This window comes from Sphingobacterium sp. UBA7038 (genome assembly GCF_002494055.1).
Classification (GTDB): domain Bacteria; phylum Bacteroidota; class Bacteroidia; order Sphingobacteriales; family Sphingobacteriaceae; genus Sphingobacterium; species Sphingobacterium multivorum.
Map to the genome: position 1 here is coordinate 86440 of NZ_DLAV01000029.1, position 24773 is coordinate 111212.

22 protein-coding genes and 1 pseudogene are annotated in these 24773 nt (G+C 39.8%); 6 read left to right on the forward strand and 17 right to left on the reverse strand.

From position 1 onward, the window contains the following. Positions 1 to 49: 49 nt before the first annotated feature. The gene (locus B3H30_RS19030) at positions 50 to 763 is read left to right on the forward strand and encodes a class I SAM-dependent methyltransferase (protein WP_046671831.1); all 714 of its coding nucleotides are present in this window, start codon (positions 50 to 52) and stop codon (positions 761 to 763) included. A 296-nt stretch (positions 764 to 1059) separates the two neighbouring features. Here B3H30_RS19030 and B3H30_RS19035 read toward each other — a convergent pair whose 3' ends face one another. Genes B3H30_RS19035 through B3H30_RS19045 form a run of 3 tightly spaced genes read right to left on the reverse strand, consistent with a single transcriptional unit; the run spans position 1060 to position 3543 of the window. Continuing rightward, positions 1060 to 1515, reverse strand: a complete 456-nt coding sequence (locus B3H30_RS19035; protein WP_046671830.1) for an NUDIX domain-containing protein — start codon at positions 1513 to 1515, stop codon at positions 1060 to 1062. A 38-nt stretch (positions 1516 to 1553) separates the two neighbouring features. After that, positions 1554 to 2300 carry a hypothetical protein gene (locus tag B3H30_RS19040; protein WP_112375617.1) on the reverse strand — a complete coding sequence of 249 codons (747 nt, stop codon included), beginning with the start codon at positions 2298 to 2300 and terminating at the stop codon, positions 1554 to 1556. 52 nt (positions 2301 to 2352) lie between these two features. Continuing rightward, complete coding sequence (locus B3H30_RS19045) at positions 2353 to 3543, reverse strand: DEAD/DEAH box helicase (protein WP_172462455.1); 1191 nt, start codon at positions 3541 to 3543, stop codon at positions 2353 to 2355. A gap of 227 nt (positions 3544 to 3770) precedes the next feature. On the opposite strand from B3H30_RS19045, the gene B3H30_RS19050 reads away from it, so the two are divergent. After that, positions 3771 to 6185 (forward strand): alpha-ketoacid dehydrogenase subunit alpha/beta, encoded by a 2415-nt coding sequence (locus B3H30_RS19050; RefSeq protein ID WP_070566023.1) that lies wholly within the window; start codon positions 3771 to 3773, stop codon positions 6183 to 6185. 57 nt (positions 6186 to 6242) lie between these two features. On the opposite strand, the gene B3H30_RS19055 is transcribed toward B3H30_RS19050, so the two are convergent. The 5 genes from B3H30_RS19055 to B3H30_RS19075 form a co-directional block, all read right to left on the reverse strand. Next, the gene (locus B3H30_RS19055; RefSeq protein WP_070566021.1) at positions 6243 to 7097 is read right to left on the reverse strand and encodes an ROK family protein; all 855 of its coding nucleotides are present in this window, start codon (positions 7095 to 7097) and stop codon (positions 6243 to 6245) included. Beyond that, the gene (aroC, locus tag B3H30_RS19060; protein WP_046671826.1) at positions 7084 to 8190 is read right to left on the reverse strand and encodes a chorismate synthase; all 1107 of its coding nucleotides are present in this window, start codon (positions 8188 to 8190) and stop codon (positions 7084 to 7086) included. Before aroC ends, B3H30_RS19055 begins: the two co-directional genes overlap by 14 nt. 203 nt (positions 8191 to 8393) lie before the next feature. Beyond that, complete coding sequence (gene aroA, locus B3H30_RS19065; RefSeq protein ID WP_070566017.1) at positions 8394 to 9644, reverse strand: 3-phosphoshikimate 1-carboxyvinyltransferase; 1251 nt, start codon at positions 9642 to 9644, stop codon at positions 8394 to 8396. Then, positions 9644 to 10756 (reverse strand): chorismate mutase, encoded by a 1113-nt coding sequence (locus tag B3H30_RS19070; protein WP_046671824.1) that lies wholly within the window; start codon positions 10754 to 10756, stop codon positions 9644 to 9646. Before B3H30_RS19070 ends, aroA begins: the two co-directional genes overlap by 1 nt. A 46-nt stretch (positions 10757 to 10802) precedes the next feature. Further along, a complete protein-coding gene (locus tag B3H30_RS19075) occupies positions 10803 to 11627 on the reverse strand; it encodes a prephenate dehydratase (protein ID WP_046671823.1) in 825 nt (274 codons plus the stop codon). 559 nt (positions 11628 to 12186) lie between these two features. Here B3H30_RS19075 and B3H30_RS19080 point away from each other — a divergent pair. From B3H30_RS19080 to B3H30_RS19095, 4 genes are read left to right on the forward strand one after another with little or no spacing between them, the layout of a single operon-like run. After that, positions 12187 to 12663, forward strand: coding sequence for a thermonuclease family protein (locus tag B3H30_RS19080; RefSeq protein ID WP_070566015.1), 477 nt, complete (start codon positions 12187 to 12189; stop codon positions 12661 to 12663). A 14-nt stretch (positions 12664 to 12677) separates the two neighbouring features. Next, positions 12678 to 13544 (forward strand): transporter, encoded by an 867-nt coding sequence (locus B3H30_RS19085; RefSeq protein ID WP_070566013.1) that lies wholly within the window; start codon positions 12678 to 12680, stop codon positions 13542 to 13544. After that, the gene (locus tag B3H30_RS19090) at positions 13541 to 14158 is read left to right on the forward strand and encodes an IMPACT family protein (protein ID WP_115046833.1); all 618 of its coding nucleotides are present in this window, start codon (positions 13541 to 13543) and stop codon (positions 14156 to 14158) included. The genes B3H30_RS19085 and B3H30_RS19090 overlap by 4 nt, the downstream gene beginning before the upstream one ends. Beyond that, positions 14155 to 15009, forward strand: coding sequence for a nucleoside phosphorylase (locus B3H30_RS19095; protein WP_070566009.1), 855 nt, complete (start codon positions 14155 to 14157; stop codon positions 15007 to 15009). Before B3H30_RS19090 ends, B3H30_RS19095 begins: the two co-directional genes overlap by 4 nt. 100 nt (positions 15010 to 15109) lie before the next feature. On the opposite strand, the pseudogene rodA reads toward B3H30_RS19095, so the two are convergent. From rodA to B3H30_RS19140, 9 genes and pseudogenes are all read right to left on the reverse strand, one after another. Beyond that, positions 15110 to 16366: pseudogene (rodA, locus tag B3H30_RS19100) on the reverse strand (rod shape-determining protein RodA); the annotation flags it as partial. Further along, complete coding sequence (gene mrdA / locus B3H30_RS19105) at positions 16359 to 18341, reverse strand: penicillin-binding protein 2 (RefSeq protein WP_046671818.1); 1983 nt, start codon at positions 18339 to 18341, stop codon at positions 16359 to 16361. The gene mrdA and the pseudogene rodA, both read right to left, overlap by 8 nt. A 27-nt stretch (positions 18342 to 18368) precedes the next feature. Continuing rightward, positions 18369 to 18887, reverse strand: coding sequence for a hypothetical protein (locus B3H30_RS19110; RefSeq protein ID WP_046671817.1), 519 nt, complete (start codon positions 18885 to 18887; stop codon positions 18369 to 18371). Then, on the reverse strand, positions 18880 to 19722 hold the full coding sequence (gene mreC / locus B3H30_RS19115) for a rod shape-determining protein MreC (protein ID WP_070566004.1): 843 nt from the start codon (positions 19720 to 19722) through the stop codon (positions 18880 to 18882). The genes B3H30_RS19110 and mreC overlap by 8 nt, the downstream gene beginning before the upstream one ends. 91 nt (positions 19723 to 19813) lie before the next feature. Continuing rightward, complete coding sequence (locus B3H30_RS19120) at positions 19814 to 20839, reverse strand: rod shape-determining protein (RefSeq protein ID WP_046671815.1); 1026 nt, start codon at positions 20837 to 20839, stop codon at positions 19814 to 19816. Between the two features lie 475 nt (positions 20840 to 21314). Continuing rightward, complete coding sequence (locus tag B3H30_RS19125; RefSeq protein ID WP_286834790.1) at positions 21315 to 22625, reverse strand: NAD(P)/FAD-dependent oxidoreductase; 1311 nt, start codon at positions 22623 to 22625, stop codon at positions 21315 to 21317. A 253-nt stretch (positions 22626 to 22878) separates the two neighbouring features. Then, positions 22879 to 23211 (reverse strand): 2Fe-2S iron-sulfur cluster-binding protein, encoded by a 333-nt coding sequence (locus B3H30_RS19130; protein ID WP_112375625.1) that lies wholly within the window; start codon positions 23209 to 23211, stop codon positions 22879 to 22881. 2 nt (positions 23212 to 23213) lie between these two features. Further along, positions 23214 to 24218 carry an NAD(P)/FAD-dependent oxidoreductase gene (locus tag B3H30_RS19135; protein ID WP_286834791.1) on the reverse strand — a complete coding sequence of 335 codons (1005 nt, stop codon included), beginning with the start codon at positions 24216 to 24218 and terminating at the stop codon, positions 23214 to 23216. Between the two features lie 2 nt (positions 24219 to 24220). Then, positions 24221 to 24658, reverse strand: coding sequence for a MarR family winged helix-turn-helix transcriptional regulator (locus B3H30_RS19140; RefSeq protein ID WP_046671811.1), 438 nt, complete (start codon positions 24656 to 24658; stop codon positions 24221 to 24223). Positions 24659 to 24773 lie beyond the last annotated feature (115 nt).

The following is a 24773-nucleotide window of genomic DNA, read 5'->3' on the forward strand; positions in this document are numbered from 1 at the left end:
CAGCTGTAGGGGGAATCTATCTGAACTTTAGAGCATAAACAATTTAGAGATGAACAAAGCTACACTACAGGAGATTGAAACACGGTTTGACAATGATGTCGAACGGTTCTCAAATTTAGAAACAGGTCAAGCAACCACATTGGATGCGGTATGGAATATGGAGCTTATTACGGATGCCATTGTCAGTCTTTATCCAAACGCTCAAAATATATTGGACATTGGATGTGGGGCTGGCAATTACGACGTAAAACTATTGCAAAAATTGGAGTCTAATCCAAATGTTAGTCTGTTGGACCTGAGCCAGCCCATGTTAAATAGGGCAAAGGAACGCGTTGGAAAATTGACCAACGGAGAAATTCATTTGATTAAAGGCGACTTTCGTACTGCTGCTTTGGAAGAAGACAAATTTGATGTCATCATCGCAACATCCGTTTTACATCATCTTCGAGATGATAAAGATTGGGAAAATGCGTTTGGCAAGCTGTTCCGCTTATTGAGAACCGGGGGAAGTGTGTGGATTTTTGATTTGATTGAGCAAAATAATGAACAGCTTCAAAAATTAATTTATAGAGAAAAATATGGTGAATACTTAACTAGCCTGAAGGATGAACAGTACCGTGATCATGTTTTTGACTATATTGAACACGAGGATACACCAAGATCGCTGATTTATCAACTCAACTTATTGACACAAGTTGGCTTTAAAAATGTTGATGTTTTACATAAAAACCTTTGTTTTGCTTCTTATATGGGATTCAAATAGGCCCTGGAAAAAAGTGTAAAATAAATAAGGCGATACGGGGAGTATCGCCATAAAATCACACTAACTATTAAAAAACCTATAGGACTAGGAATTTACAAATTCAATAAACCAATGTATGTCTCATCCCACGCTCCTCTACTTTTATTCCTCGTCACATGCGAGATGTCAAATAAATAATAAAATGTAATTATTAAGGTCAATACTTTAAAAAAATCAAGTATTTCCATTGGTTTACGTAAAGATATGTCTTTATTTTTTAAATACAAATAAAAATGATGAAAATTGAAAAATTATTATTATTTGACCGTTTTTAAGAATTCTTCCCAGGCGATCTGATCTGTTTTGAAGGTCAAATCTTCCGTTAACACCGATTCAATCGGTACCCATCGAAAAGACTGAAGCTTATTATCTTCAGGTTTCTGATCAGGATCGAAGTCGAAGGCTTTGGTAGTCGTTCTGATCTGAATAGCTGAGGTATTCTTGACCTGATAGTAAATCGATATGATTTGGCTATCGTTAAAACTTGATTTCTCATAAAAGTCTGTGGTGTAAATATGTTTAACCACAGCAATGTCAAAAGCACATTCTTCCTGATACTCCCGGATCAAAGCATCCAATAAGCCTTCCCCGTATTCTAAGCCCCCACCAGGGAATTTGGTAAATGAAACATTTTCCGTTCTTTCGTCGCTGATCAATACCTCTTGATTTTCATTGATCAATATTCCGTACACTCTTACGTTAAATGGAAACATGGGTTAATTATGTTTGTATATATTTTAGTTTCTGTCTTTTACAGTGGCATAAAACCATTGTCTACTGCAAATTCATCCAATCCGATATAAGAATAATGTCTCGGAAGAAACCAGCCAATTGCTTCCATGATGTTGGTGAATTCTTTTTCAGTCCTGAATTGGTTCGCAGCGATATTGAATGCCAAATCTTGTGAAGCATTTTCTTCATCTTTATAATTACGCGCAATGAGCATCACCTTTGCATTCTTTACGCCATAATAATCTAAAAATTCACGTAATTGGTTGCGGACAGCCTGTGGAAGAATGGTCTCGGCAGGTTGCCCCACTAATATTTCTTCATCTTGACCGATAATCGTTTGTTCATTTTTCTTTGAGAAAACACTTTCATCTGTATAAAACTCTCCGTTTAAAAAGTAGTTAACTAAGTCGCCGTAGGTGAATACCCAGTCGGGGTTTTCATTTTGTGTATTGATAGCAATACCAAAACCTTTTGGCAACACGTAATCCTTCAGCCGATTTTTAATGACAAAGGCCTGAAAGTTCTGATCTTTCGGAACACTTTCGAGTTGAAAATAGGGGAACCCATCAGGACCAACAACCACTTCTGTTTCTGCTAATTTTAAGGTGCATTCAGCAATATTAGCCAGAAAAATATCACGCCACTCTTCATCCCGCTCTTCAAAGGGAACTTCCATCAGGCTATTTATTATAATCGTTTTTTCCAGGTCTCCCAAACGATTATCATTCGCATTGTTGCTATCGTCAAATAAATGTATTGTACTCATCTCGGATTGTGATTTTTTGATTTGCTGGTAAAAGTAAAAGAATATTTATTAATTAACGACGTTTTCTTGATTTCGAGCCGCCTTTTCGTTGATTGTTTTGGCTGCTAGAACGCATTTTCTCCCAACTCAATAAATAAGGATGTTGATCGTCAATTTTAATTTGCCGTTTTAAGGATAACTGTAATTTTATCCACTTTTCATTGTCCTCCGCATCGCAAAAGGTAAATGCTTTTCCCTCTGCTTCCGAACGACCTGTTCGACCGATTCGATGCGTATAGAGCTCGGCGGAATCCGGAATTTCGTAGTTGATGATAGCTTCTAGGTCCGGAAAATCTACCCCTCGAGCCAAAAGGTCCGTCGCAATTAATACACGTACCTCTTTTTGTCTGAATTTAGCAATAATCTCTTCTCGTTTTTGCTGCGCTATATCGCCATATAACGCCGAGCAAGAAATGCCATTTCGATCTAAATCTGTTGCGATGCGTTCGACAGCATGAACTGTTCGCGTGAAAACGATTACTTGCTGTGCAATACGGTTTTCAAGGAGATAACGCAGAAGGGTCTTTTTATCATTTTTATCAACATAGAGGACAGATTCTTCTATTTGACCCTTTTTGGCCGTTGTTTCTAGGTTGATCTCAACAGGGGTATTTAATCTTTTTCGAACAATTTTTTCGATTTCAGGGGTTTTCGTAGCTGAACTGAAAATGGTTTGTCTCTTAGCAGGCAATGTGCTGATGATTTTATTGATTTCTTTCGTGAAACCGAGATCTAACAATTGATCGAATTCATCGATCACCAGGATATCTATCGTTTTTAGATCGATAATGCCTTGTTCAATAAAATCCAGCAAACGTCCTGGAGTCGCAAGGACCATCTGGGCTTTCGGATAAACGTCGAGTTGACTTTCATAAGTTCCGCCACCATAGAAGCTGGCGATAGTCAACTCCATTCCATCGATAAGCCCCGATATGCGCTGTTTGGTCTGTATACAAAGTTCCCGTGTAGGAAGGAGTATAAGGACCGATAAGTGATCTGGGGTAATCTTGGTTCGTAAGCGCTGAATAATAGGGACGGCGAAAGCCTCCGTTTTTCCCGTGCCGGTTGGGGCAATCGCCAAACAGTCTCTACCTTCTAAAATGGCGGGGATAGCTATTTCTTGAATAGGTGTAAGCGAAGAAAGCTTTTGTTTTTCAAGATTAGCGATAAGGATTTTATCGAGTTTAAGTGCTGAAAAATTCAAAATAATGAATGTAAAACCCAAAAATAAAAATTAAAAAGGACAATGGTGTTTTTGCCTGCTGATTGGAATTAAAAATCTGTAAAAATTAGGATTTTTTGTCAAAAAGTACTAATTTGAGAAATTAGAATATTCTATTTCAAATCTGAATTATTGATTATCAATTTATTTGATAAACACCAATTATATAGAATAATATTTTTGTTAAATTTGTTGAAACAAAAAAGAATATGTTTGATACTGCATTTGACCAAAACAATGAATCTATTTCCACTTTGAGCTTTGACGAGTTCAAAAAGATTATTGTGAATGATTATCGAACTGCCTTAGAAAGTCGTTACGTGAGTTTATTGGGACGTAAAGAAGTGCTTACAGGTAAGGCTAAGTTTGGTATTTTTGGCGATGGAAAAGAATTGGCACAAATCGCGATGGCTAAAGTTTTCAGAAATGGGGACTGGCGGTCGGGATATTACCGTGACCAAACATTTATATTTGCTTCTGGCATCAGTGATGTCTATCATTTTTTCTCTCAATTATATGCCCATCCCGATGTTGAGGCAGATCCTTCTTCTGCAGGAAGGCAAATGAACTGCCATTTTGCCACGCGTGTTGTGGACGACCAAGGTAACTGGTTGGATCAAATGGTTCAGAAAAACTCGTTTTCAGATATTTCGACCACTGGCGGTCAGATGGCAAGATTGCTGGGCTTGGGCCTGGCTTCTAAGTTGTATAAGCAGAATAGAAATTTAGACTATCTATCTTATTTTTCAAATAAAGGAAATGAAGTTGCATTCTGCACTATCGGAAATGCTGCTACTTCTGAAGGCGTATTTTTTGAAGTCATCAACGCCGTAGGTGTTCACCAGATTCCAACAGTGATTTCTATTTGGGATGATGGGTATGGGATATCTGTGCCTAATGAAATTCAAACAACAAAAGGAGATATCTCCGAAGTCCTCAAAGGTTTTCAGAAGGAAGACCTAACAAACGGGATCGAGATATTCAAAGTGAGGGGATGGGATTATGCGGGTTTATGTGAAACCTACGAGCAGGCCGCCCAAATTGCTCGCGAAAAACATATTCCATGTCTGATTCATGTGACCGAATTGACGCAGCCTCAAGGACACTCTTCTTCAGGTTCACACGAACGGTATAAATCGCAAGAAAGATTGCAATGGGAAACTGATTTCGATTGTATCGCGAAAATGAAAGAATGGATCGTAAGTTCTGGTATTGCTACCACAGAAGAATTGGATCAATTGGATCAACATGCTAAAGACCATGTTCGTCAAGAACAAAAACGAGCTTGGGCCGATTATATTAAAACATTGAGCATCGAAGCTCGGGAAGCTATTGATTTACTTCAGGGTATTCCAAATGAGCGGGCTGATTTTGCGTCAAAGAAATTGCAATCGATGGTTGAGCCTTCTTTGAAAGAAGTTTATGGCCAGGTTCGCAAGGTGTTGCACGAGCTTAAAGGTCAGCATAGCGATGGGCGCCAGCAATTATTAAATTGGTACAAAGAGAAGCAGGAACTGAATGAGAAACGTTATAATTCAAAATTATTTACAGATGGTGTAGATTCACCTGCTCACGTGACGGTCGTACCTGCAGTCTACAGTGAAGAAGCTAAAGTGGTCGACGGACGTGAGGTCTTGAATCTATGTTTTGAAGAGAACTTCCGGCGTGACGAACGATTATTGGCGTTTGGAGAGGATGTCGGTAAGATTGGAGATGTGAATCAAGGTTTTGCAGGTTTACAAGAAAAGCTGGGTGTGCATCGTGTATTTGATACCGGTATTCGGGAGAATTCAATTATAGGAAAAGGACTAGGTTTGGCAATCCGTGGACTTCGCCCAATTGCTGAGATCCAATACCTGGATTACCTAATCTATGGTATTACAGTAGCAAGTGATGATTTGGCAAGTTTAAGTTATCGCACCTTTGCAGGTCAGAAAGCACCATTAATTATTCGTACACGTGGCCATCGATTGGAAGGTATATGGCATTCCGGATCGCCCATGTCAGTAATTTTAGGATCTTTGAGAGGTCTGCATGTATGTGTGCCGCGTAATATGACCCAGGCAGCAGGTATGTACAATACGTTGTTCCGCTCTGACGAACCTGCTATCGTTGTCGAATGTCTGAATGGGTATCGTCTAAAAGAGCGTCTACCAGAAAACGTTGGTGAATTTACTGTGCCAATCGGTTATGCCGAATGTGTTAAAGAGGGGCGGGATATCACGGTGGTATCCTATGGGTCAACTTTACGTGTTGTTGAAGAAGCGGCCGTGGAATTGGAACGTTTGGGGATATTCATCGAAATTATTGATGCACAAACATTGCAGCCTTTTGACAAAGGAAAACTTTGTGCTGAATCGCTGAAGAAAACAAATAAACTACTTATTGTGGATGAGGATGTGCCCGGTGGGGCCTCAGCTTTCATCTTGCAAGAGATATTAGAGAAACAAAATGGCTACTATCTATTGGATAGTCAGCCGAGGACACTGACTGCAAAAGCACATCGTCCGCCATATGGCTCAGATGGGGATTATTTCTCGAAGCCATCTTCTGATGATGTTGTCGAGACAGTGTATGCAATTATGCATGAAGCTAATCCAGAAAAATATCCATCTATGTTTTAATAGATGGATATCTTTTTGCTTTACTAAGCTAAATATTCCAACGGCTGGGATGATATTTTAATTGAATATACTCGCAGCGCCAATCATAGCGGCTTTTTCACCAAGTATTGCTGTATAAATTTGAAATCTTTCAAATTCACTTCGGTCACCAATGAAAATAGGTAGCGCTTTGGCGATATTGCCACCGACTATAAATATTTCAGCAGCATGTTTCTCTGCGAAGAACTGCATAAAATCAAAGAGATGTTTAGCATATTCATCTTTGATGATTTGAAATTCCTTAGTTTCCCGATGATGATCTAAAATATCTTTAAGTCCCGTAACATCTTTTCCTGCTACTTCTTTGAAACGTTTGATGAACCACCGTGTGACAAGAAATTCTTCGAAAATACAATCTTCGTAAGGGCTGTTCCATAGGGCGGCATCATAGGCTTTTTCACCTTGATTCCATACCGCAGATCCAAGTCCAGTACCCAACGTAATTCCTAATATCCGCTTGTTTGTTTGCAAGTTCTGTACGAATATTTCACCTTGTAGGAAGGCTGCTGCGTCATTGATAAAGTGGATAGACGTAGGCGGAAGTCCCAGCTCTTCAGCTAAAAGCGCTTTGACATCCATGTTGTACAGATTGTCATATTTGCTTTGTCCCTGTATCTTAGATATTCCATTTTCGTAGTCAAAGGGTCCCGGCATAGCAATGCCGATAAACTGAATAGGAGCCGGTGAGGTGGCTATGATATCGCGTATAGCTGATGCCCAGGTTTGTAAAATCGTTTTAGCATCTCCTTGAGAAAAAACGTGGTTTCTGGCCACGTTTTCTAAGTATATATTCCATTGTTTTGTGTCAATGATACAGGCAGAAATATGTGTGCCTCCAATATCAACACCTACGACATAATTATCTTGCAGCATGTTTGTAACTTTGATTTTTAAGTAGATGATCCGCGATTACAAGTGCTGCCATAGCTTCCACAATAATTACTGCTCTCGAAACAACACAAGGGTCATGTCTCCCCTTGCCACTTGCAATAGCAGGGTTGCCATGGATATCCACTGTTTCTTGATCTCTCATGATAGTGGCAACAGGCTTAAATGCTACTTTGAAAGTAATATCCATACCATTTGAAATCCCGCCCTGAATCCCTCCAGAAAAGTTGGTATGTGTGTGCACTCGATTTAAATCATGGTCATCTGCTACAAATATATCATTATGTTCGGAACCTCGCAACTCCGAACCTGCAAAACCTGAACCATATTCAAAACCATGTACCGCATTGATGCTCATCATTGCTTTAGCAAGGTCTGCATGGAGCTTATCAAAGACCGGTTCGCCTAAACCAACAGGGACATGTCTGATGACAGCCGAAATACGTCCGCCAACCGTGTCACCCGCTTTTCTGACCGAGTCGATAAACTCAACCATTTCATTTGCTGTTGCTGGATCTGCACAACGTGCAATGTTAGCTTCCCGTAATTCAAGCAAAGCTTTTAGATCTTTGGTATCGACATTTGGTGCCTCGATGGTGCCTACCCCCGAAACGTGGGCAAAGATTTCGATGCCAAATTGATTCAGAAAGCTTTTTGCTACAGCACCAGCAGCAACACGGGCAGCGGTTTCCCTCGCCGAGGACCGTCCACCGCCACGATAGTCACGTATGCCATATTTCATCTGATAAGTGAAATCAGCATGGGAAGGTCTGAAAATATCTTTGATATGGGTGTAATCTTTCGAACGCTGGTCTTCATTTGGAATAACAATTGCTATTGGTGTTCCCGTTGATTTGCCCTCGAATACGCCAGATAAGATTTGTGCAGTATCACTTTCTTTTCTTTGTGTCGTGATCTTAGATTGACCGGGTTTTCGTTTGTCGAGCTCAGACTGGATAAATTCCTCGTCTATTGTTATATTTGAAGGGCAACCATCAATAATTACACCTATAGCTTTGCCGTGTGATTCGCCGAAAGTGCTAATTCTGAATAAATCGCCAAATGAATTTCCTGCCATAAAAATTAAATTTCAATAAACTTAGATAAATTTGCCTTTAAATGCAATTCTAAAGCACCAGACTGAATACAAATTATGAGTCTGTAACTCGAAGATGGCCTAGTAGATTACATTACAATTTTTGTCCCAAGCTAAAAGGCTATCTGGGAGATTGTATCATAAAACAGAGATTAATATTGATGTTAATCCCTGTTTTTGATATGTTAGTCAATTATAAAAGCTTGCGCTTGTAAATGTTTCCAAAAATCAGGATATGACTTTTCTACAACTTGAGGTTCAGCAATCTTGATTTGGTCAAAAACTAAAGCCAAAGGTGCGAATGCCATCGCCATGCGGTGATCCTCGTAAGTCTCGAAGGTCACATCTTCTGGTTGATATACACCTGCAGTTTTCAGATGGTATGTGTCACCATCTTCGATCAATTCAGCACCGAACTTCGCGATTTCGGTCTGCAATGCAGCAATACGGTCGGTCTCTTTAATCTTTAAGGTTTCTAGACCTGTAAAGGAAACATCACGTTTTAAAGCAGCTGCGACAACGACTACTGTTTGCGCAAGATCAGGGCATTCTTTAAAGTCGAACAAGGTTTTGTCTGAATTGATTTCTTTTTTAGTTAAATGCAATCCATCCGATTCAAAGCTCGAATAAACCCCAAAATGTTCCATAATGCTTATGATGGCAATATCGCCCTGTAAACTATGTTGTCTTAGCCCGGGCAATACGATCGAGGCATCTGCATCAGCTAGTGCTACAATAGCATACCAATAGGATGCTGCGCTCCAATCTGGTTCGACATATATGGTTTGCTTTTCAAATGCTTGCGGTGCAATTTTAATCGCATTCTCCGTCCATTCATATTGGATCCCGACACTTTTAAGCATATCCAAAGTCATGGATACATAAGGTCTGGAAGTTAATTCGCCTTCAATCTCTAAGGTAAGTCCCTTTTTTAATGCCGGAGCAATTAATAGCAGGGCCGATATATATTGACTGCTGATATTTCCTTTAATCTTAACACGGTCTTTTCCTTGAAATAATCCGCCTTCAATCTTCAAAGGAGGGTAACCCACCTTTTTTTCATAATGGATTTCGGCACCAATTTCTTTCATGGCATCGACCAATATCCCAATTGGACGCTGTTGCATGCGCTCTGTCCCTGTCAGGATAAAATTGCCTTTAACAAGGTTGAGGTAAGCTGTAAGGAAGCGCATAGCTGTTCCTGCAGGGCCTATGTCAATTGTATTATAACCAGGTTGCGGTTCTGACGCGATTTTTAATACGCGGTTTAGAGTAACCGTATCTGCAGCCTCAGAGAGGTTGGCTATTTCAACTTGTCCTTTGCTCAGCGATTGGATAATAAGAGCACGGTTGCTCTCAGATTTTGAACCTGTGAGTTGGACCGTGCCCTGTATCTTTTTTGCAGGATGCGTCAGCGTGATGACTTGTTGATTCATTATGCTTCTGCTGTTGGTTGCTCTTGCGTATTCATGACCGCATTTTGTTTGCGGATAGATTCGTTGTGAATTAATTCCAGGAATTTCGTCGCAAATTCGCTACCCAAAGAAAGCGCTTCCGCTAATTTTGTGCGTTTTTGAACAATTTCATCCCAACGGTTAACTTGCAAAATTGTCACGTTGTTATCGCGTTTGTATTCGCCGATTTTCTCAGCAATTTTCATGCGTTCACCAATTTTTTGGATGATCAAATCATCTAATTTGTCGATGTTGCTACGCAATTCTGCTAATTTATCTTCAAATGAAGGGTTGTCCGAAGCAGCTTTACGTAACGTCAAGTGGTCGATCAACTCGGCCAATGCAGCTGGCGTTACTTGTTGTTTTGCGTCAGTCCAAGCGACAGATGGATCGATATGTGATTCGATAATCAATCCTTGCATATCCATATCCATTGCTTTTTGTGCGATGTATGGTAACAATTCGCGGTTTCCACAGATGTGACTTGGATCGTTGATGATCGGTAGGTTTGGACAAGCCGTTTTTAACTGAATCGCTAAATCCCACATTGGTTCATTACGGAATGCTGTTTTCTCGTACGATGAGAAGCCTCTATGAATAGCACCTAATTTTTTGATACCAGCACGGTTGATACGTTCCAATGCACCGATCCACAGCGATAAATCGGGGTTTACAGGGTTTTTAACAAATACTGGAATATCTACGCCTTGCAAAGCATCAGCAATTTCTTGTACAGTAAATGGATTTGCCGTTGAACGTGCACCTACCCATAGTACATCCACACCAGCAGCCAAAGCTTCTTCCACGTGTTTTGCTGTAGCAACTTCAGTAGCTGTTAATAAACCTGTTTCTTCTTTCGCTCTTTTCAACCACTCCAAACCAATTGAACCGATACCTTCAAATTCTCCCGGACGTGTACGTGGCTTCCAGATACCAGCGCGTAAAATATTTACTTTTCCGGTATTTGCCAACAAATGCGCTGTTGATACCAGCTGCTCTTCTGTTTCTGCGCTACAAGGACCTGCGATAATTAAAGGTTTGTCTCCTGTATCCAACCAAGATTTTAAAGGAGTGATGTCTAATGTATTTTTCATGTTAAGTTTGATTATCTATTTTAATATTGTCTGCGTAAATTGTTAATTATAGTTTTTCGTTTTTGACATACTCGCCCATAATATTGAAATTGACACTATGTTTGAGTACTTTACGTATAGCTGCTTCGTAGTCTGTTTGTTTTTTCCATTCTACGTCGACGAAAAAATCATATTCATTGCGTTTTCCGATTACCGGCATTGACTGAATCTTGCTCAAGTTGATATTCTGTTCAGCAAAACATTGTAAAATAGTCGCCAGAGATCCCACTGTATTTCCTGTTTGGAATGATAATGACGCTTTATTGGCATTTTTATGTTCGACAACCTCATTCGATAGTACGAGGAAACGCGTTGCGTTCTTTTTATTGGTTTCGATTCTCTTTTCTAATATTTCAAGACCATATATTTCAGCGGCCAATGTCCCTGCAATTGCCGCAGTATCCGTCAATTTTCGCTCGGCAATCATTTTTGCAGTTGCAGCCGTATCAGATCCCTCGGTTATACGTACACCTTCAAGTTCAGAAAGAAATTCTTCACATTGGCGAATGGCAATCGGATGCGATTCGATGTGTTTGATGTCCTTTAATTTTACGCCCGGCAATACCATGAGATTCTGTTGGATGTTTAGGTAAACCTCCCCAGTGATATGGAACTTGTAATCTCTCAATAAATTATAATTCGGCAATAAGCTTCCCGCAATTGAATTTTCGATGGCCATAACGATATAGTCGACTTTTCTTTGCTTCAGCAATTCACAAGTTTTTTTAAATGAATCACATTCTACAATCTCAACTTCTCTTCCGAAAAATTTAAATGCGGCCTCTTCATGAAATGAAGCCTTTGCTCCCTGTATTGCAATTTTTAAACTCATTGTTTTTTGTTCGCTATGTTGTCTCCAAAAAAAAGAGTCCCGATCATTTGAACCGGGACTCTTCTTGTTTGTATTTTTTATGATTTATACACAATCTAATCCCGGCTCTTATTTTTAAAATAAAAGAAGTTAAAATAGAAATATGTATATGTTCTGTTCATCCTGTTGTTGTTTGACATTTCAAATGTACGAATGTTTTTGAAATATCAAAGAAAAAAATAATTTTTTATTAAAAATATCTGATTTATTTAATGGTTTTTTGACGCATTTTTAATGTGTTTTTCTAGCTTAATTTTATTGGTTTATTGTTATTTTTTTTTGAATATTTATTTTGTTATAATGTTGTAAATAAGTTATTTGTATTTTTTTTACAACAATTTTATTCTCTAATAAGCTTTAGTTTTTAGCTATTTTATGCACCAAAATTGATTAGTTTTTTGTGTGTTTTTTAGCTATATTTTTATATTAAATTTATGTGTTTTTAATGTTAATATAATCGCTTTTTTTAGCTGTTTTGTTAAAGAAGTATTTTACTACCTTTGGGCAAACGCTGGATTTTATGCTAAAACGAATTAATTTTTATGTGTGTGGCAGTGTGATCTGTTTGTTGTTGACAGGTTTCACTTTTAAAGGAGAGGAAAAGGACGCGAAAGTAAAGCGTGTTATTGATGGCGATACCTTTGTCATTGAAAATGGAACCCCAAAAGGGGAGAAAGTTAGGTTAATAGGGGTAGATGCTCCGGAAACGAGACGTACTGCGCGGAAGGAAATCGGGTACTATGGTCAAGAAGCGAAACAGTACTTAACGGCGATGTTGAACGGGAAAAGTGTGAAGTTGGTCTTTGACGTCGGAAAACGGGATCGGTATGGAAGACTTCTTGCCTATGTGTACGTTGGAAAGAAGTTTATCAATCGGGATTTGGTTGAACAAGGGTATGCAGTATCCTATACGCTGGCACCAAATGTACAATATGCAGAATTATTTGTAAAATTGGAACGTCAGGCTCGTCAGGAGAAGCGTGGTCTTTGGCGATAAATGAAATTTGAATCATGATTTTTGTTTTATTAAGTGTCATCTGCAGCGTTACCGTCGCTGTTTTATTAAAATTGGCAAAACAAAATGGAGTCGAAACCAAACAGGTTATCGTTTGGAATTACCCCATGGCAGTTGCACTGACCTATTTTGTCTTACAACCAGATCTAAAATCGTTCGTATGGGATGCAATGCCGATGACGTTGTATACGAGTTTGGCGGTATTACTTCCGGGAATGTTTGTTTTTATTGCTTTGTCCATTCGCTATAGCGGTCTGGTCAAGACAGAGATCGCACAGCGCCTATCGTTGTTCATTCCCTTGCTTGCATCATTTTTCTTTTTTCATGAAAAAATGGAAGGACACAAGATGCTGGGAATAGCCCTTGGTTTATTGGCCATCCTGTGTTCTATTGGTTGGCAAAAGAATCAGCATGTTAGCTCGGCAGACAGCCGTTATAAAGCGCTTTACCCGTTATTGGTATTTATCGGTATGGGCATAATTGATATCCTCTTCAAACAGGTTGCCTTGCATGTCAATATACCTTATATCAGTTCCCTATTTATTATCTTTGTGATGGCGATGTGTATTGCAATGGTGCTATTGCTGTATTTCCTTTTTGTGGAAAAGCAACATTTTTCAAAGCAAGCTATGGGCTATGGATTGGTTTTGGGTGTATTTAACTTCTTTAACATCCTTTTCTATATGAAAGCGCATCGTGCGCTACCAGAAAATCCATCAGTTGTATTTACGGGGATGAACATTGGTGTGATTTCATTGGGTGCATTAATCGGCGTCTTATTTTTTAAGGAAAGGTTATCGTTGTTGAATTATTTAGGCATAGCGCTTTCTATTGTTTCAGTTTTAATCATAGCATATCTATGAGTTTATTTGAAGATACTTACCGGACTATTGAAGCAAAATATGAGGGAATTTTTAGGGATAAAGGCAGTAAGTTTATTGCATATGCTTTTCCTTTTAAATCCGAAGATCAACTAAAAGATCTGATTTTGGAAGTGAAAGCGATTCATCCGAAAGCGAGGCATCATTGTTGGGCTTATCGCCTCACACCAGATCGTGCGGTCTTTCGTGTGAATGATGATGGAGAACCTTCGGGAACTGCAGGACGGCCTATTTTAAACGTTCTGCTGTCTATGGATGTCACCAACGTTATCGTAATTGTCGTTCGTTATTTCGGCGGTACCTTGTTGGGGGTTCCAGGCTTGATCAATGCCTACAAATCAGCAACCCAAGATGCTTTGACCGAAGCCGAGATTATCGAGCGTACAGTGAATGACCATTATAGTATTACCTTTGATTACCTGCATATGAATGATATTATGCGGATCATAAAGGAAGAGGGCGTGGAAATTGAAAAGCAGGAATTTGATAATCGGTGTTATTTGGAGTTTGAAGTCCGAAAAATGCAGGTCAATCGAATTGTGGATCGGTTTTCCAAAATAGAAGGCTGTCAGTTAACCTATTTGTATACAATATGATCAACGAATCGGAATTGATTTTAAACGCAGATGGAAGTATATATCATCTGAATTTGCTGCCGGAAGATCTGGCAAGTACAGTAATTACTGTTGGCGATCCAGACCGTGTAGCCAAAGTATCGAAGTACTTTGACCGGATTGAACTCAAAAAAGGGAAGCGTGAGTTTATTACGCATACCGGCTATCTGGGAAATAAACGGTTGACGGTAATCTCAACAGGTATAGGTACTGATAATATTGACATTGTGTTGAATGAACTGGATGCACTAGCAAATATTGATTTTGCCAATAGAACAGTAAAGTCGACGCTCAGCTCATTGCATATTGTACGCATTGGAACATCTGGAGCAGTACAACAAGATGTCGAGATGGGAACTATTTTAGCTTCTGCTTATGGAGTAGGTCTTGATGCCTTGATGAACTATTATCGGGGATCTTACGACGGCGAGGAGCAGGCGCTTCAGGTAGAACTAGCCAAATATTTCTCTGCATTAAACCTAAACCCCTACGTTGCGAAAGCTGGTGCAGGCCTTTTGGATCGAATTGCCTTTGATTTACCGAAGGGAGTTACGTTAACTGCGCCCGGATTTTATGCTCCGCAGGGAAGGACTGTCCGCTCCACGAATACGATTCCTAATTTTATAGATTTGATCAACTCCTTTCAATATAAAGGTCAGCGCTTCACCAACCTGGAAATGGAAACAGCTGGTATTTATGCGTTGGCTAATATGTTTGGACATCAAGCTTTATCCATCAATGCGATCTTGGCAAGTCGGGTAGATGGCCGGTTTTCTTCCGCACCTGAAGAAGTTGTTGATAAGGCCATACAGCTCGTTTTGGAACGCATTTAACAATTTTTCTGCGTCATGCAGAGGCGATGATAGTTTTTCTCAATGATGCGGTAAAAGAGTTGAAAAGAATTAAATATTGATTCAAATAGAAAAGGAGNNCTCCTTTTCTATTTGAATCAAATTTAAGCATGATAAACAGTAAAATGGTGAAACTCCATAAGGATGAACCACCATAACTAATAAAAGGCAGCGGAATACCGATAACCGGAACAATACCGATGGTCATACCGATATTGATGAATAAGTGAAAAAAGAGAATGGACGCTACACCGTATGCATATATCCTGGCGAAGGCTGAACGCTGTCGTTCGGCTATATGAATAATGCGAAGCAGTAGGGTGAGATAGATAAGTAATAAGGTAACCGATCCAACAAATCCCCATTCTTCTCCAACGGTGCAAAAAATAAAGTCCGTGCTCTGCTCAGGTACAAAGTTGTATTTTGTTTGCGTTCCCTGAAGGTAACCCTTGCCTAGGAGCTGCCCTGATCCAATTGCAATCTTCGACTGATTCAAATTATATCCTTTTCCTTTAGGGTCTTCCATTTTACCCAGGATAATGTCAATACGGTCACGTTGATGAGGTTGTAGCACATGCTCATACACCAGGTCCACACAGAGAATAAATACAGCGCATGCAGCAAAAAGTATACTGAGATTGATAATGTATTTTCTTCTCTTGCGGTAGTTCCACATGACAAGGCCAATAAGCAATGCTAAAATCAAGATAAGTATCCAAGGATTGACCAATAAAGAAAGAACAAAAAGTAAAATGCAGAGCCCGCCAAATATAAGCAGTTCATTATTTACATAGCCTTCACGATAGAATACAAAAATCAACGAAAAGAACGCAAGGGCAGATCCCGTATCGGGCTGCAGCATAACTAAAAATACAGGAAATAAGACAATACCGGCTCCCATGGCCAGTGTCTGCATGGTCGGTGCTTTATTGCTCTGAGCGCTCAAAAAGTTAGCTAAGAGCAGACAGGTCGAAAGTTTGGCAAACTCAGAAGGTTGTAAGCGGAAAAAACCTAGGTCAATCCACGCTTGGTTTCCGCCGACATTTCGCCCTACCACGAGCACGATGACAAGCAATACAGCTGTTATACCATAAAATATCGGTGAGGCGGAACTGAAAAATTTCGCGTCTATGATGAGAATGGATACCCCTAGAATAATTGCGGAAACAAGATATAAAGACTGTTTTCCATAATTGGTTCCTAAGGTAAAGAAATTGGGCATTTCAGGATTAAACACCGCTGCACGGATATTGAATAAGCCGATTAAGCATAGCGCAAGCCAAAGCGTGATGGTTAGCCAGTCTATCTTTCCAAAAAAACTTGTTTTTTGATTATTCATATCTTCTCTTTATCTCGCTATGGTGAACAATTGTTTCCTTTGGTTTTGTTAAAGCTGCCAGCTGGCGTTTTGATTTTAACGTGTCAGTTTTCGATTTGACTGAGTCTGTCTTTTTTACATCTTTAGTCTTTGGATCCACAACTTTTTTGGGTGCAGGAAGAAAATTTGCTTTATAAATGCGGTCCTGAATATATTTTGGCGCAGTTATCGTGTCTTTGAGGTATTTCTCAACCATCATACTTGCGATAGGTCCTGCCCAGGTTCCACCGTAACCCGCGTTTTCAACAAAGACAGCAATAGCAATTTTAGGGTTTTCTCGTGGGGCAAAAGCAAAGAAAACGGCATGGTTTTCACCATGTGGGTTTTGCGCTGTACCTGTTTTTCCGCACATTTCGATGCCCGGGATACGATTGGCCCAAGCGGTACCTTCGGGTGTATTAACAGCATCACTCATCCCTTGGATAACAACAGGATAGTACCGCTCATCCACTCCGGCACTGACTTTTTCGGTAAATTCCTTCTTGGCAATTTTCTGTGCACCAATACCTTTAATCAAATGGGGCCTGTAATAAAAGCCTTTGTTGGCAACGATAGCCATAATGTTGGCCATTTGCAACGGTGTTATTCCCATTTCCCCTTGTCCGATCGATAAGGAGATATTGAAACTTGAACGCCATTTATCGTTACCGTATCTTTTGGTATAAAAATCTGATGTCGGCAGTAAACCCGGCTTTTCACCCGGTAGATCAATGCCTAGTTTATGGCCAATTCCAAACTGTGTCACGGCATTGCGCCATAGATCGTAGGCCTTAGGTCCCGAAAGCCCACGTCCGTCGATCATCTTAGCATAGGTAAAACCATAATAGGTATTACATGATACGGCTACAGAGCGCTGTAATGTGGTTGATCCATGATAGTGCGTACAGCCCATCCAGCCGCGTCCACCACCATAGCTGTATCCATGTGGGCAGAAAAATACGGTATTACGATCAATAACACCAGCCTGCTGCGCAGTCAATGCTGAAACAACTTTAAATACAGAGCCTGGAGGGTAGGAGGCTTGAATAGGGCGGTTAAAAAGTGGTTTGGTTTCGTCTTTCAATAATTTCATATAATTATTGCCGGACTGCCTGCCGACCATCATGTTGGGGTTGTAACTCGGGCTACTGACATAGGCCAAGATTTCACCCGTTGCAGGCTCAATGGCAACTATGGACCCCAATTTATTTTTCATGAGGTTCTCCCCAAGAATCTGAAGGTCTTTATCCAACGAGGAAACCAGTCCTTCCCCTGCAACAGCAAGTGTGTCGTATTTCCCTTCCATAAATACCCCTTTCGGACGGTTCAGCGCATCAACCATTAAGTTGTTGACACCGCGTTTTCCACGAATAAGGTCTTCATAAGAACGTTCTACTCCACTGCGACCAATGTAGTCACCACTACGATAAAACCCATTGGAGCGTTCAATATCTTTATCATTTACCTCACTTACATATCCTAAAAATTGAGCTGCTATGCTGTCGGGGTAACTTCGGATTGTTCTTTTTTGAACATAGAAACCACGAAATTGATATTGGTATTCCTGATATTGAGCCCATGTCCGTACAGACAGCTGTTTTTCAAAAATAGATGCACGGTAAGGCGAGTGCACTCTTGCCTTTTCCATCCGTTTGATAAAGCCTTCCTTGTCAATGTCTATCAATTTGCAAAACAAAGCGGTGTCGATTTCTTTCACCTCACGCGGAGTAACCATAAGATCATATACCGGTTCGTTCTGAACCAATACCTTTCCCTTTCGGTCCAAAATAACCCCTCTGGCGGGGTACACAATGACCTTGCGCATGACATTGCTGTTTGCGGAATGTATATAGGAATCGTCTATGATCTGTAAATAGAATAAGCGGGCCACCAAGGTCAATGTGATGGCAATAAAGATTCCTGAAACGACGTACTTACGCGCAAAAAAACTGTTCATAGAAATGAATTTCTATCCATCGATTTACTACAACCGATCTTTCTTTTTGTAGAATAATATGCTAAATAATAGCATGATAATTACTGTAAATATACAACTTAAAACGATACTCAATAAGGTGTATTGGATGTGCTGGAAGGAAAAAGATTCCAAGAGATACAAAAATGTATGATGAATCAATGTTCCGAAAAAGATGTAGGAAAAGAACCAGCGAATATTCATGAAGCCCAACATCGGGGTAAAGAAAGATTCGCGTTCTTCAACTTCAAGCGTAATTTTCATGAAGAAAATACGGAAGGCTGCCAGTGCAACACAGGCTGCGGTATTGACCCCAAGGGTATCATAAAACGAATCTACGGTAAGTCCCGTGAGAAATGCGATCAAATACACCAGGAAATTAGGTGTTCCTGTAGGAAGTAAAAAAATAAATAAGATATAAGGAAATGCAGCGACCAGATTGTAATAACCGATATTTTGAAATAGGAAAACTTGCATCCCTATCAAAACGATAAATCGAATAATATTAAATATTAAAATCCTAGCCATTGTCCTTTGTCGATTCTTCTAGTGTCTTTAATTCTTTATTTAACAGGTCTTTTACAACGTAGACATGTTGCAAGTTGGAGAAATTGGTACTCAACAATAGTCTAAGATCCAAAAAAGCGTCTCCTGAAGAGATCCCCGTCTGAATGACCGTTCCAACAAAAATTCCTTTTGGAAAATGTCCTGAATATCCTGAGGTGTACACTTTATCTCCTTTGTTGACTTTGATATGGTTTGGAATTTCCTTGACCATTGCCGCGCGGTAATCCATGCTATTGCCCCATACCAACGAGCCGAAAACCTCGGTGTGGCCTAATGTTACGGATATACGCGTATCGGGATGCAATAGGGATTGCACTGTCGAGAAGTTTTGGGAAACATTCAATACGATACCAACTACTCCGTTGGGAGCGATAACACCCATACCTCGCTCTATACCATCTTTGCTGCCTTTATCGAGTGTGATCGTATTTGCCTTTTGGTGAATGCTATTGTTGATGACATTTGCAATAATAAATTCGTAACGCCCAAACTCACTGCTATCGATTGCCGGGACAGGACCGATCTTGATGCTGTCTGTTGATCGATAGGCTTGTAAGTCCTTTCTCAGTTGTGCATTTTCCTTTGCAAGTGCATCGTTGGTCTCCCCGAGGTGCAGGTAGCTTTTCCAGGAATTGACCTTTGCATACAGGCCTCCGATGATACTATTTGAAGAATTTAAAACAGAATTACGTTGGAAAGAATTGTTGGTGATCACCAAAAATAACGAGAATCCAAAAAATAGGATAAACCAGAAGAATGCATTGTATCGTCTCAGGAATAACCAAAGGTTTCTCATTTTTTAATGTGGGTATTTAATAAGCAAGCGATATAATAGTTTTGCATATTATATCGCTCTTTAATAAAATATTGTTATTAATTATCGAACGTTATGATTGCATCAAGAATTTAAATCGTCCAATATTTTTAAGTGCAATACCAGTCCCTCTTACGACAGCACGTAACGGATCTTCGGCAATATGTACTGGAAGTTTAGTTTTCGCTTGTATACGGCGGTCCAAACCACGCAACAATGCACCACCACCGGTAAGATAAATACCTGTTTGATAAATATCCGCTGATAATTCTGGTGGGGTAATTTCAAGTGCTTTTAAGATGGCTTCCTCAATTTTTGATATGGACTTATCCAGACAATGCGCTATTTCGGTATAAGAAACAGTAATTTGCTTAGGAACACCTGTCATCAAATCACGGCCTTGAACAGCGAAATCCGCCGGTGGTTCCTGCAACTCTGGTAGAGCAGCACCGACTTCAATTTTGATTTTTTCAGCCGTACGTTCACCGATCATGATGTTATGTTGTCTTCTGATGTATTGAACGATGTCAGAATCGAAGTTATCACCAGCAACACGAATAGATTGGTCACATACAATACCCGATAAAGCGATGACAGCAATTTCAGTGGTACCACCACCGATATCGATAATCATATTACCCATTGGTTCTTCCACATCAATTCCGATGCCGACAGCAGCAGCCATGGGTTCATGAATTAAGTAGACTTCTTTCGCACCAGCAATTTCCGCTGAATCGCGTACAGCTCTTTTCTCTACTTCCGTAATACCGGAAGGAATACAAACCACCATACGTAGGGAAGGGAAAAACCAGCTCTTACCATTGTTTACCAATTTGACCATACCTCTGATCAAGTGTTCAGCTGCCGTAAAATCAGCGATTACTCCATCACGTAAAGGACGTACTGTCTTTATATTATCGTGTGTTTTACCTTCCATTTGCATGGCCTGGCGACCAATGGCGATCACTTTGTTTGTGGTGCGGTCAAATGCAACAATAGAAGGTTCATCCACTACTACTTTGTCATTATGAATTATTAGGGTATTTGCAGTACCCAAGTCAATCGCAACTTCTTGCGTAAACCAATTAAATAAGCCCATCTGCTAATCCTTAAGCTATTTTAAAATAATATGCAAACCTACACAAAAAAAATTAATCTTTTTGAGGTTATACATCAAAAAAAACTATATTCTGAAAGTAAATTCTATCTGGAAAAAACTGTCTTTAAATTTAACGAATATAATCTGTAATTCTTACGTCCCGGCTGAAGTTATTTTTAATCGGACGCCGTGTTAAATTAAGAAATAAGTGGGTGTTTTTTAAATCATGGAGCACAAGGAGCAAGAATCCAAAAGTGAAAAGGTGGTTTTGGAAAACTAGCTAAAGACTCAAATGCTATGAAGAGCTGATAAGCGAAGCCGTCACAACGTTTTAGAAGCCTATTCAGTAGGTTAATATGGCGAAGAGAAACAGCTTCAGAAGGTTAATAAAGATAAAAGAAACAGCGGCATTATCGTTTGGGATAATGCCGCTGTCGGGCTACTGAAATATGTTTATTTAGACTCCAATAGGAAGTTAGTGGGCAGTTTCTGCTTGTTTTTCCTCTGGAGTTGGCTCATCATATTTGTGGAAGATCAAACGCACACCACTGTTTTTGGTGAAAAATTTGATCGACCAGTTGACGAATGTGATCAATTTATTTCTGAATCCATAGATGGACATCAAGTGGACAAACATCCATGTCATCCAGCCAAAGAATCCATTGAAATGGATTTTTCCCATGTCGACGACAGCTTTGTTACGACCTACCGTAGCCATGGATCCTTTATCAAAATAGTTGAATTTCTCTGTTGGTTGATTGGACATGGTTTGGAGAATGTGTTTTGCAACATATGCTCCCTGCTGTTGCGCTACCGGTGCAACACCAGGTAAGCCACGAGGAAGATCATCTGTGATAAATGCCGAAACATCACCAATAGCATAGACCCCTGGCATATCAATAACACGGCATTGATCATCTGTCTGTATACGGTTACCACGTTGGATAATCTCCTTTTTGAAACCATTCGGATACTGCCCAGCTACACCTGCTCCCCAGATAACAGTTTTTGTTTCAATGCTTCTGCCATCGGCGAAAGTAATTGAATTGCCATCATATCCAGTTACCTGAACATTCAATAATACTTCTACACCCAAATCTTTGAGGTACATTTCTGAATCTTTAGAAGATTTTTCAGATAAGTTGGCCAATACTTTTGGAAGTCCTTCAACCAGGTAAACCGACATCTCAGATTTTTTCAATTCTGGATAATCTTTCTCAAGAACATTGTTTTTAATTTCTGCGATTGCTCCCGAAAGTTCTACACCTGTTGGACCACCCCCAACAATAACAAAGTTCAAATTAGCTTTACGATCAGCAGGGTTTTCTATTCGCACTGCTTCTTCGAGGTTCTGTAAAACATAGCTTCGAATATTTAATGCTTCTTGTATATTTTTCATCGGCAAAGCATATTTCGTGATTTGCTGATTTCCGAAGAAGTTCGTGGTAGCACCTGTCGCAACAATTAAATAATCGTAGTCAAAATCACCAACATCTGTTCTTACAATCTTAGCTTCATTGTCTACGCTTTTTACGTCAGCAAGTCTAAAATGAAAGTTGTCTTGACCTTTGAACATTTTGCGAACAGGGAAGGAGATGGAGTCCGCTGAAAGAGTACCCGTGGCAACTTGGTACATCAATGGTTGAAAAGTATGAAAGTTATTTCTGTCCAGCAACAGAACTTCAACTTCCTTATTTTTAAGCTTTTTAGCAACTTCAATTCCTCCAAATCCAGCACCAATAATGATTACTCTTGGGAATTTTCTATTTGAACTATTGCTTGGCATATTTTTAATAGTTTGTTGTAAAAATTCGGTACAATCGAATTAAGCTGCAAATATCTTAAATTTTGGCTCAAAAAGCTAAAAAATATTTATTTATTATGCTGATATGTTGTGAATTTTATTGTAAAGAGGCTAATTCTTTCAATAATATGTTTTGTAGTTGTTTGATTTTTAGCTCTTTATAGTGTACATTGTACCCTTTGAAAAAAAACGATGTATAGTATCATCATTGTGTATAAAATACACAATGATGATACTATTGTAGCGCACCTTTGATCTTGATTTTCATGCCGTTGTTGTTATTCTGTAGATACAGCTGACAGGCAAGTCGACTTTGATCATCGGCATCCGGAAGCGTGTCCAGCATGTCGAGTTCTTGATCACTCGCTTGGGGAAGTGTATGCAGTCCTTCGACAACTTCGACATGGCAGGTAGCGCACAGCGCCATACCACCGCAAGTGGCCAATATTTCATAGTCGGATGCCTTTAAAATCTCCATGAGTGAAAGATTGATATCGGTCGGAACTTCCAGGATATTTTCGGTCCCATCCCGATCTATAACAGTGACTTGAATTAAATTATCGTCCATGGCTAGAAAGTATTTATACCGTTTACTGTTGTGTATTTGAATGTCAATTTTTGATCTGGATACACAAATTTGAACGCACTTTGACACATTAGTGCAGCCTCATGGTACCCACAAAGAATGAGTTTCAGTTTACCTGGATAGGTGTTGATGTCTCCAATAGCATAGATTCGTTCGATATTGGTCGAGTAATCGAACGTATCGACCGCTATGGCATTTTTATCGATATTTAATCCCCAATCTGCAATTGGACCAAGCTTCGGTGTAAGACCATATAAAGGAATAAAATAGTCTGCATCTGTAGCAATGACTTCTTTTTCTTTATTTGTGGTTTCAACATGGGACAAGTAGCCATTGCCATGGATATTGGTCAGATTGTGAGACAATAATAGGTTGATCTTACCCTGCTTGGCCAATTTGAACACTTTCTCAGCCGAGTCTGGGGCACCCCTGAAGGAGTCACTTCGGTGGATTAAAGTGACCTGTTGCGCAATATCTGCAAGATGGAAAGTCCAGTCGAGCGCGGAGTCACCGCCACCGGCAATGACGATTTTTTTATCCCGGTATTTGGCGGGATCTTTTACCATATAATCGACGCCTTTTCCTTCAAAGAGATGAAGGTTTGGGATTTCTGGCTTGCGCGGTTCAAAGCAGCCTAATCCCCCGGCAATGACAATGACCTGTGTATGGACCATCGTATGATCATTGGTTTCTACGATAAAGGAACCATCGTCCTGTTTTGTGATATGTTCCACTCGCTCGCCTAAGGTGAATGTGGGGTCAAAGGGTTTAATCTGTTCGAGCTGTTTATCGATCAATTCCTGCGCAGTGATACTTGGATAACCGGGAATGTCGTAGATAGGTTTATGGGGGTAGATCTCCGAAAGCTGACCGCCCACTTGAGGTAGTACATCGATCAAATGGCAGCGCATTTTTAAAAGTCCAGCTTCAAAAACTGCGAATAGGCCAACAGGTCCTGCTCCGATGATACAGATATCCGTATTTATCATAGCTATTCTATATTTAAGTTGTTATATATTGTATTCAAAATTCTTGTAAAAGCTTCGAAATCTTCGTCTGCTAGATTTTCCCAGGCCTTCATGCGAATCTCTGTAACAAGCGGCGTTAGCGATGCTACTTTTAATTTTCCTTCTTCTGTCAAATGAAGGTAGAGACTTCGACGGTCAGTTTCGTCAGTAATCCGCTCGGCCAGGTTTTTTTTAAGAAGGATATCAACGATCCGTGTCAGTGTGGGCTGGTCTTTTCCGCAGCGCTTTGCCAATTCTTTTTGTGAAAGTTGATCTGTTTCGTATAAAGCCTTTAAGATGGTCCATTGGTCTACAGTAATATCAAATCCTTTCTCCGCAAAAGAAGATTGGGCGAACTGTTTTACTTTCTTGGCCGTTTGGTCCAAGATGAAAGAGTAGCGGTCAAATTTTTCGTTTAGCATACAAATATTTAGTGTAACAAATATATTTAAAATATTTAGTGTGACAAGTAATTTGAATGCAATAAAAAAAGGGCGTTCATTCGAACGCCCTTCTTTATTTTATTAACATTAGCTA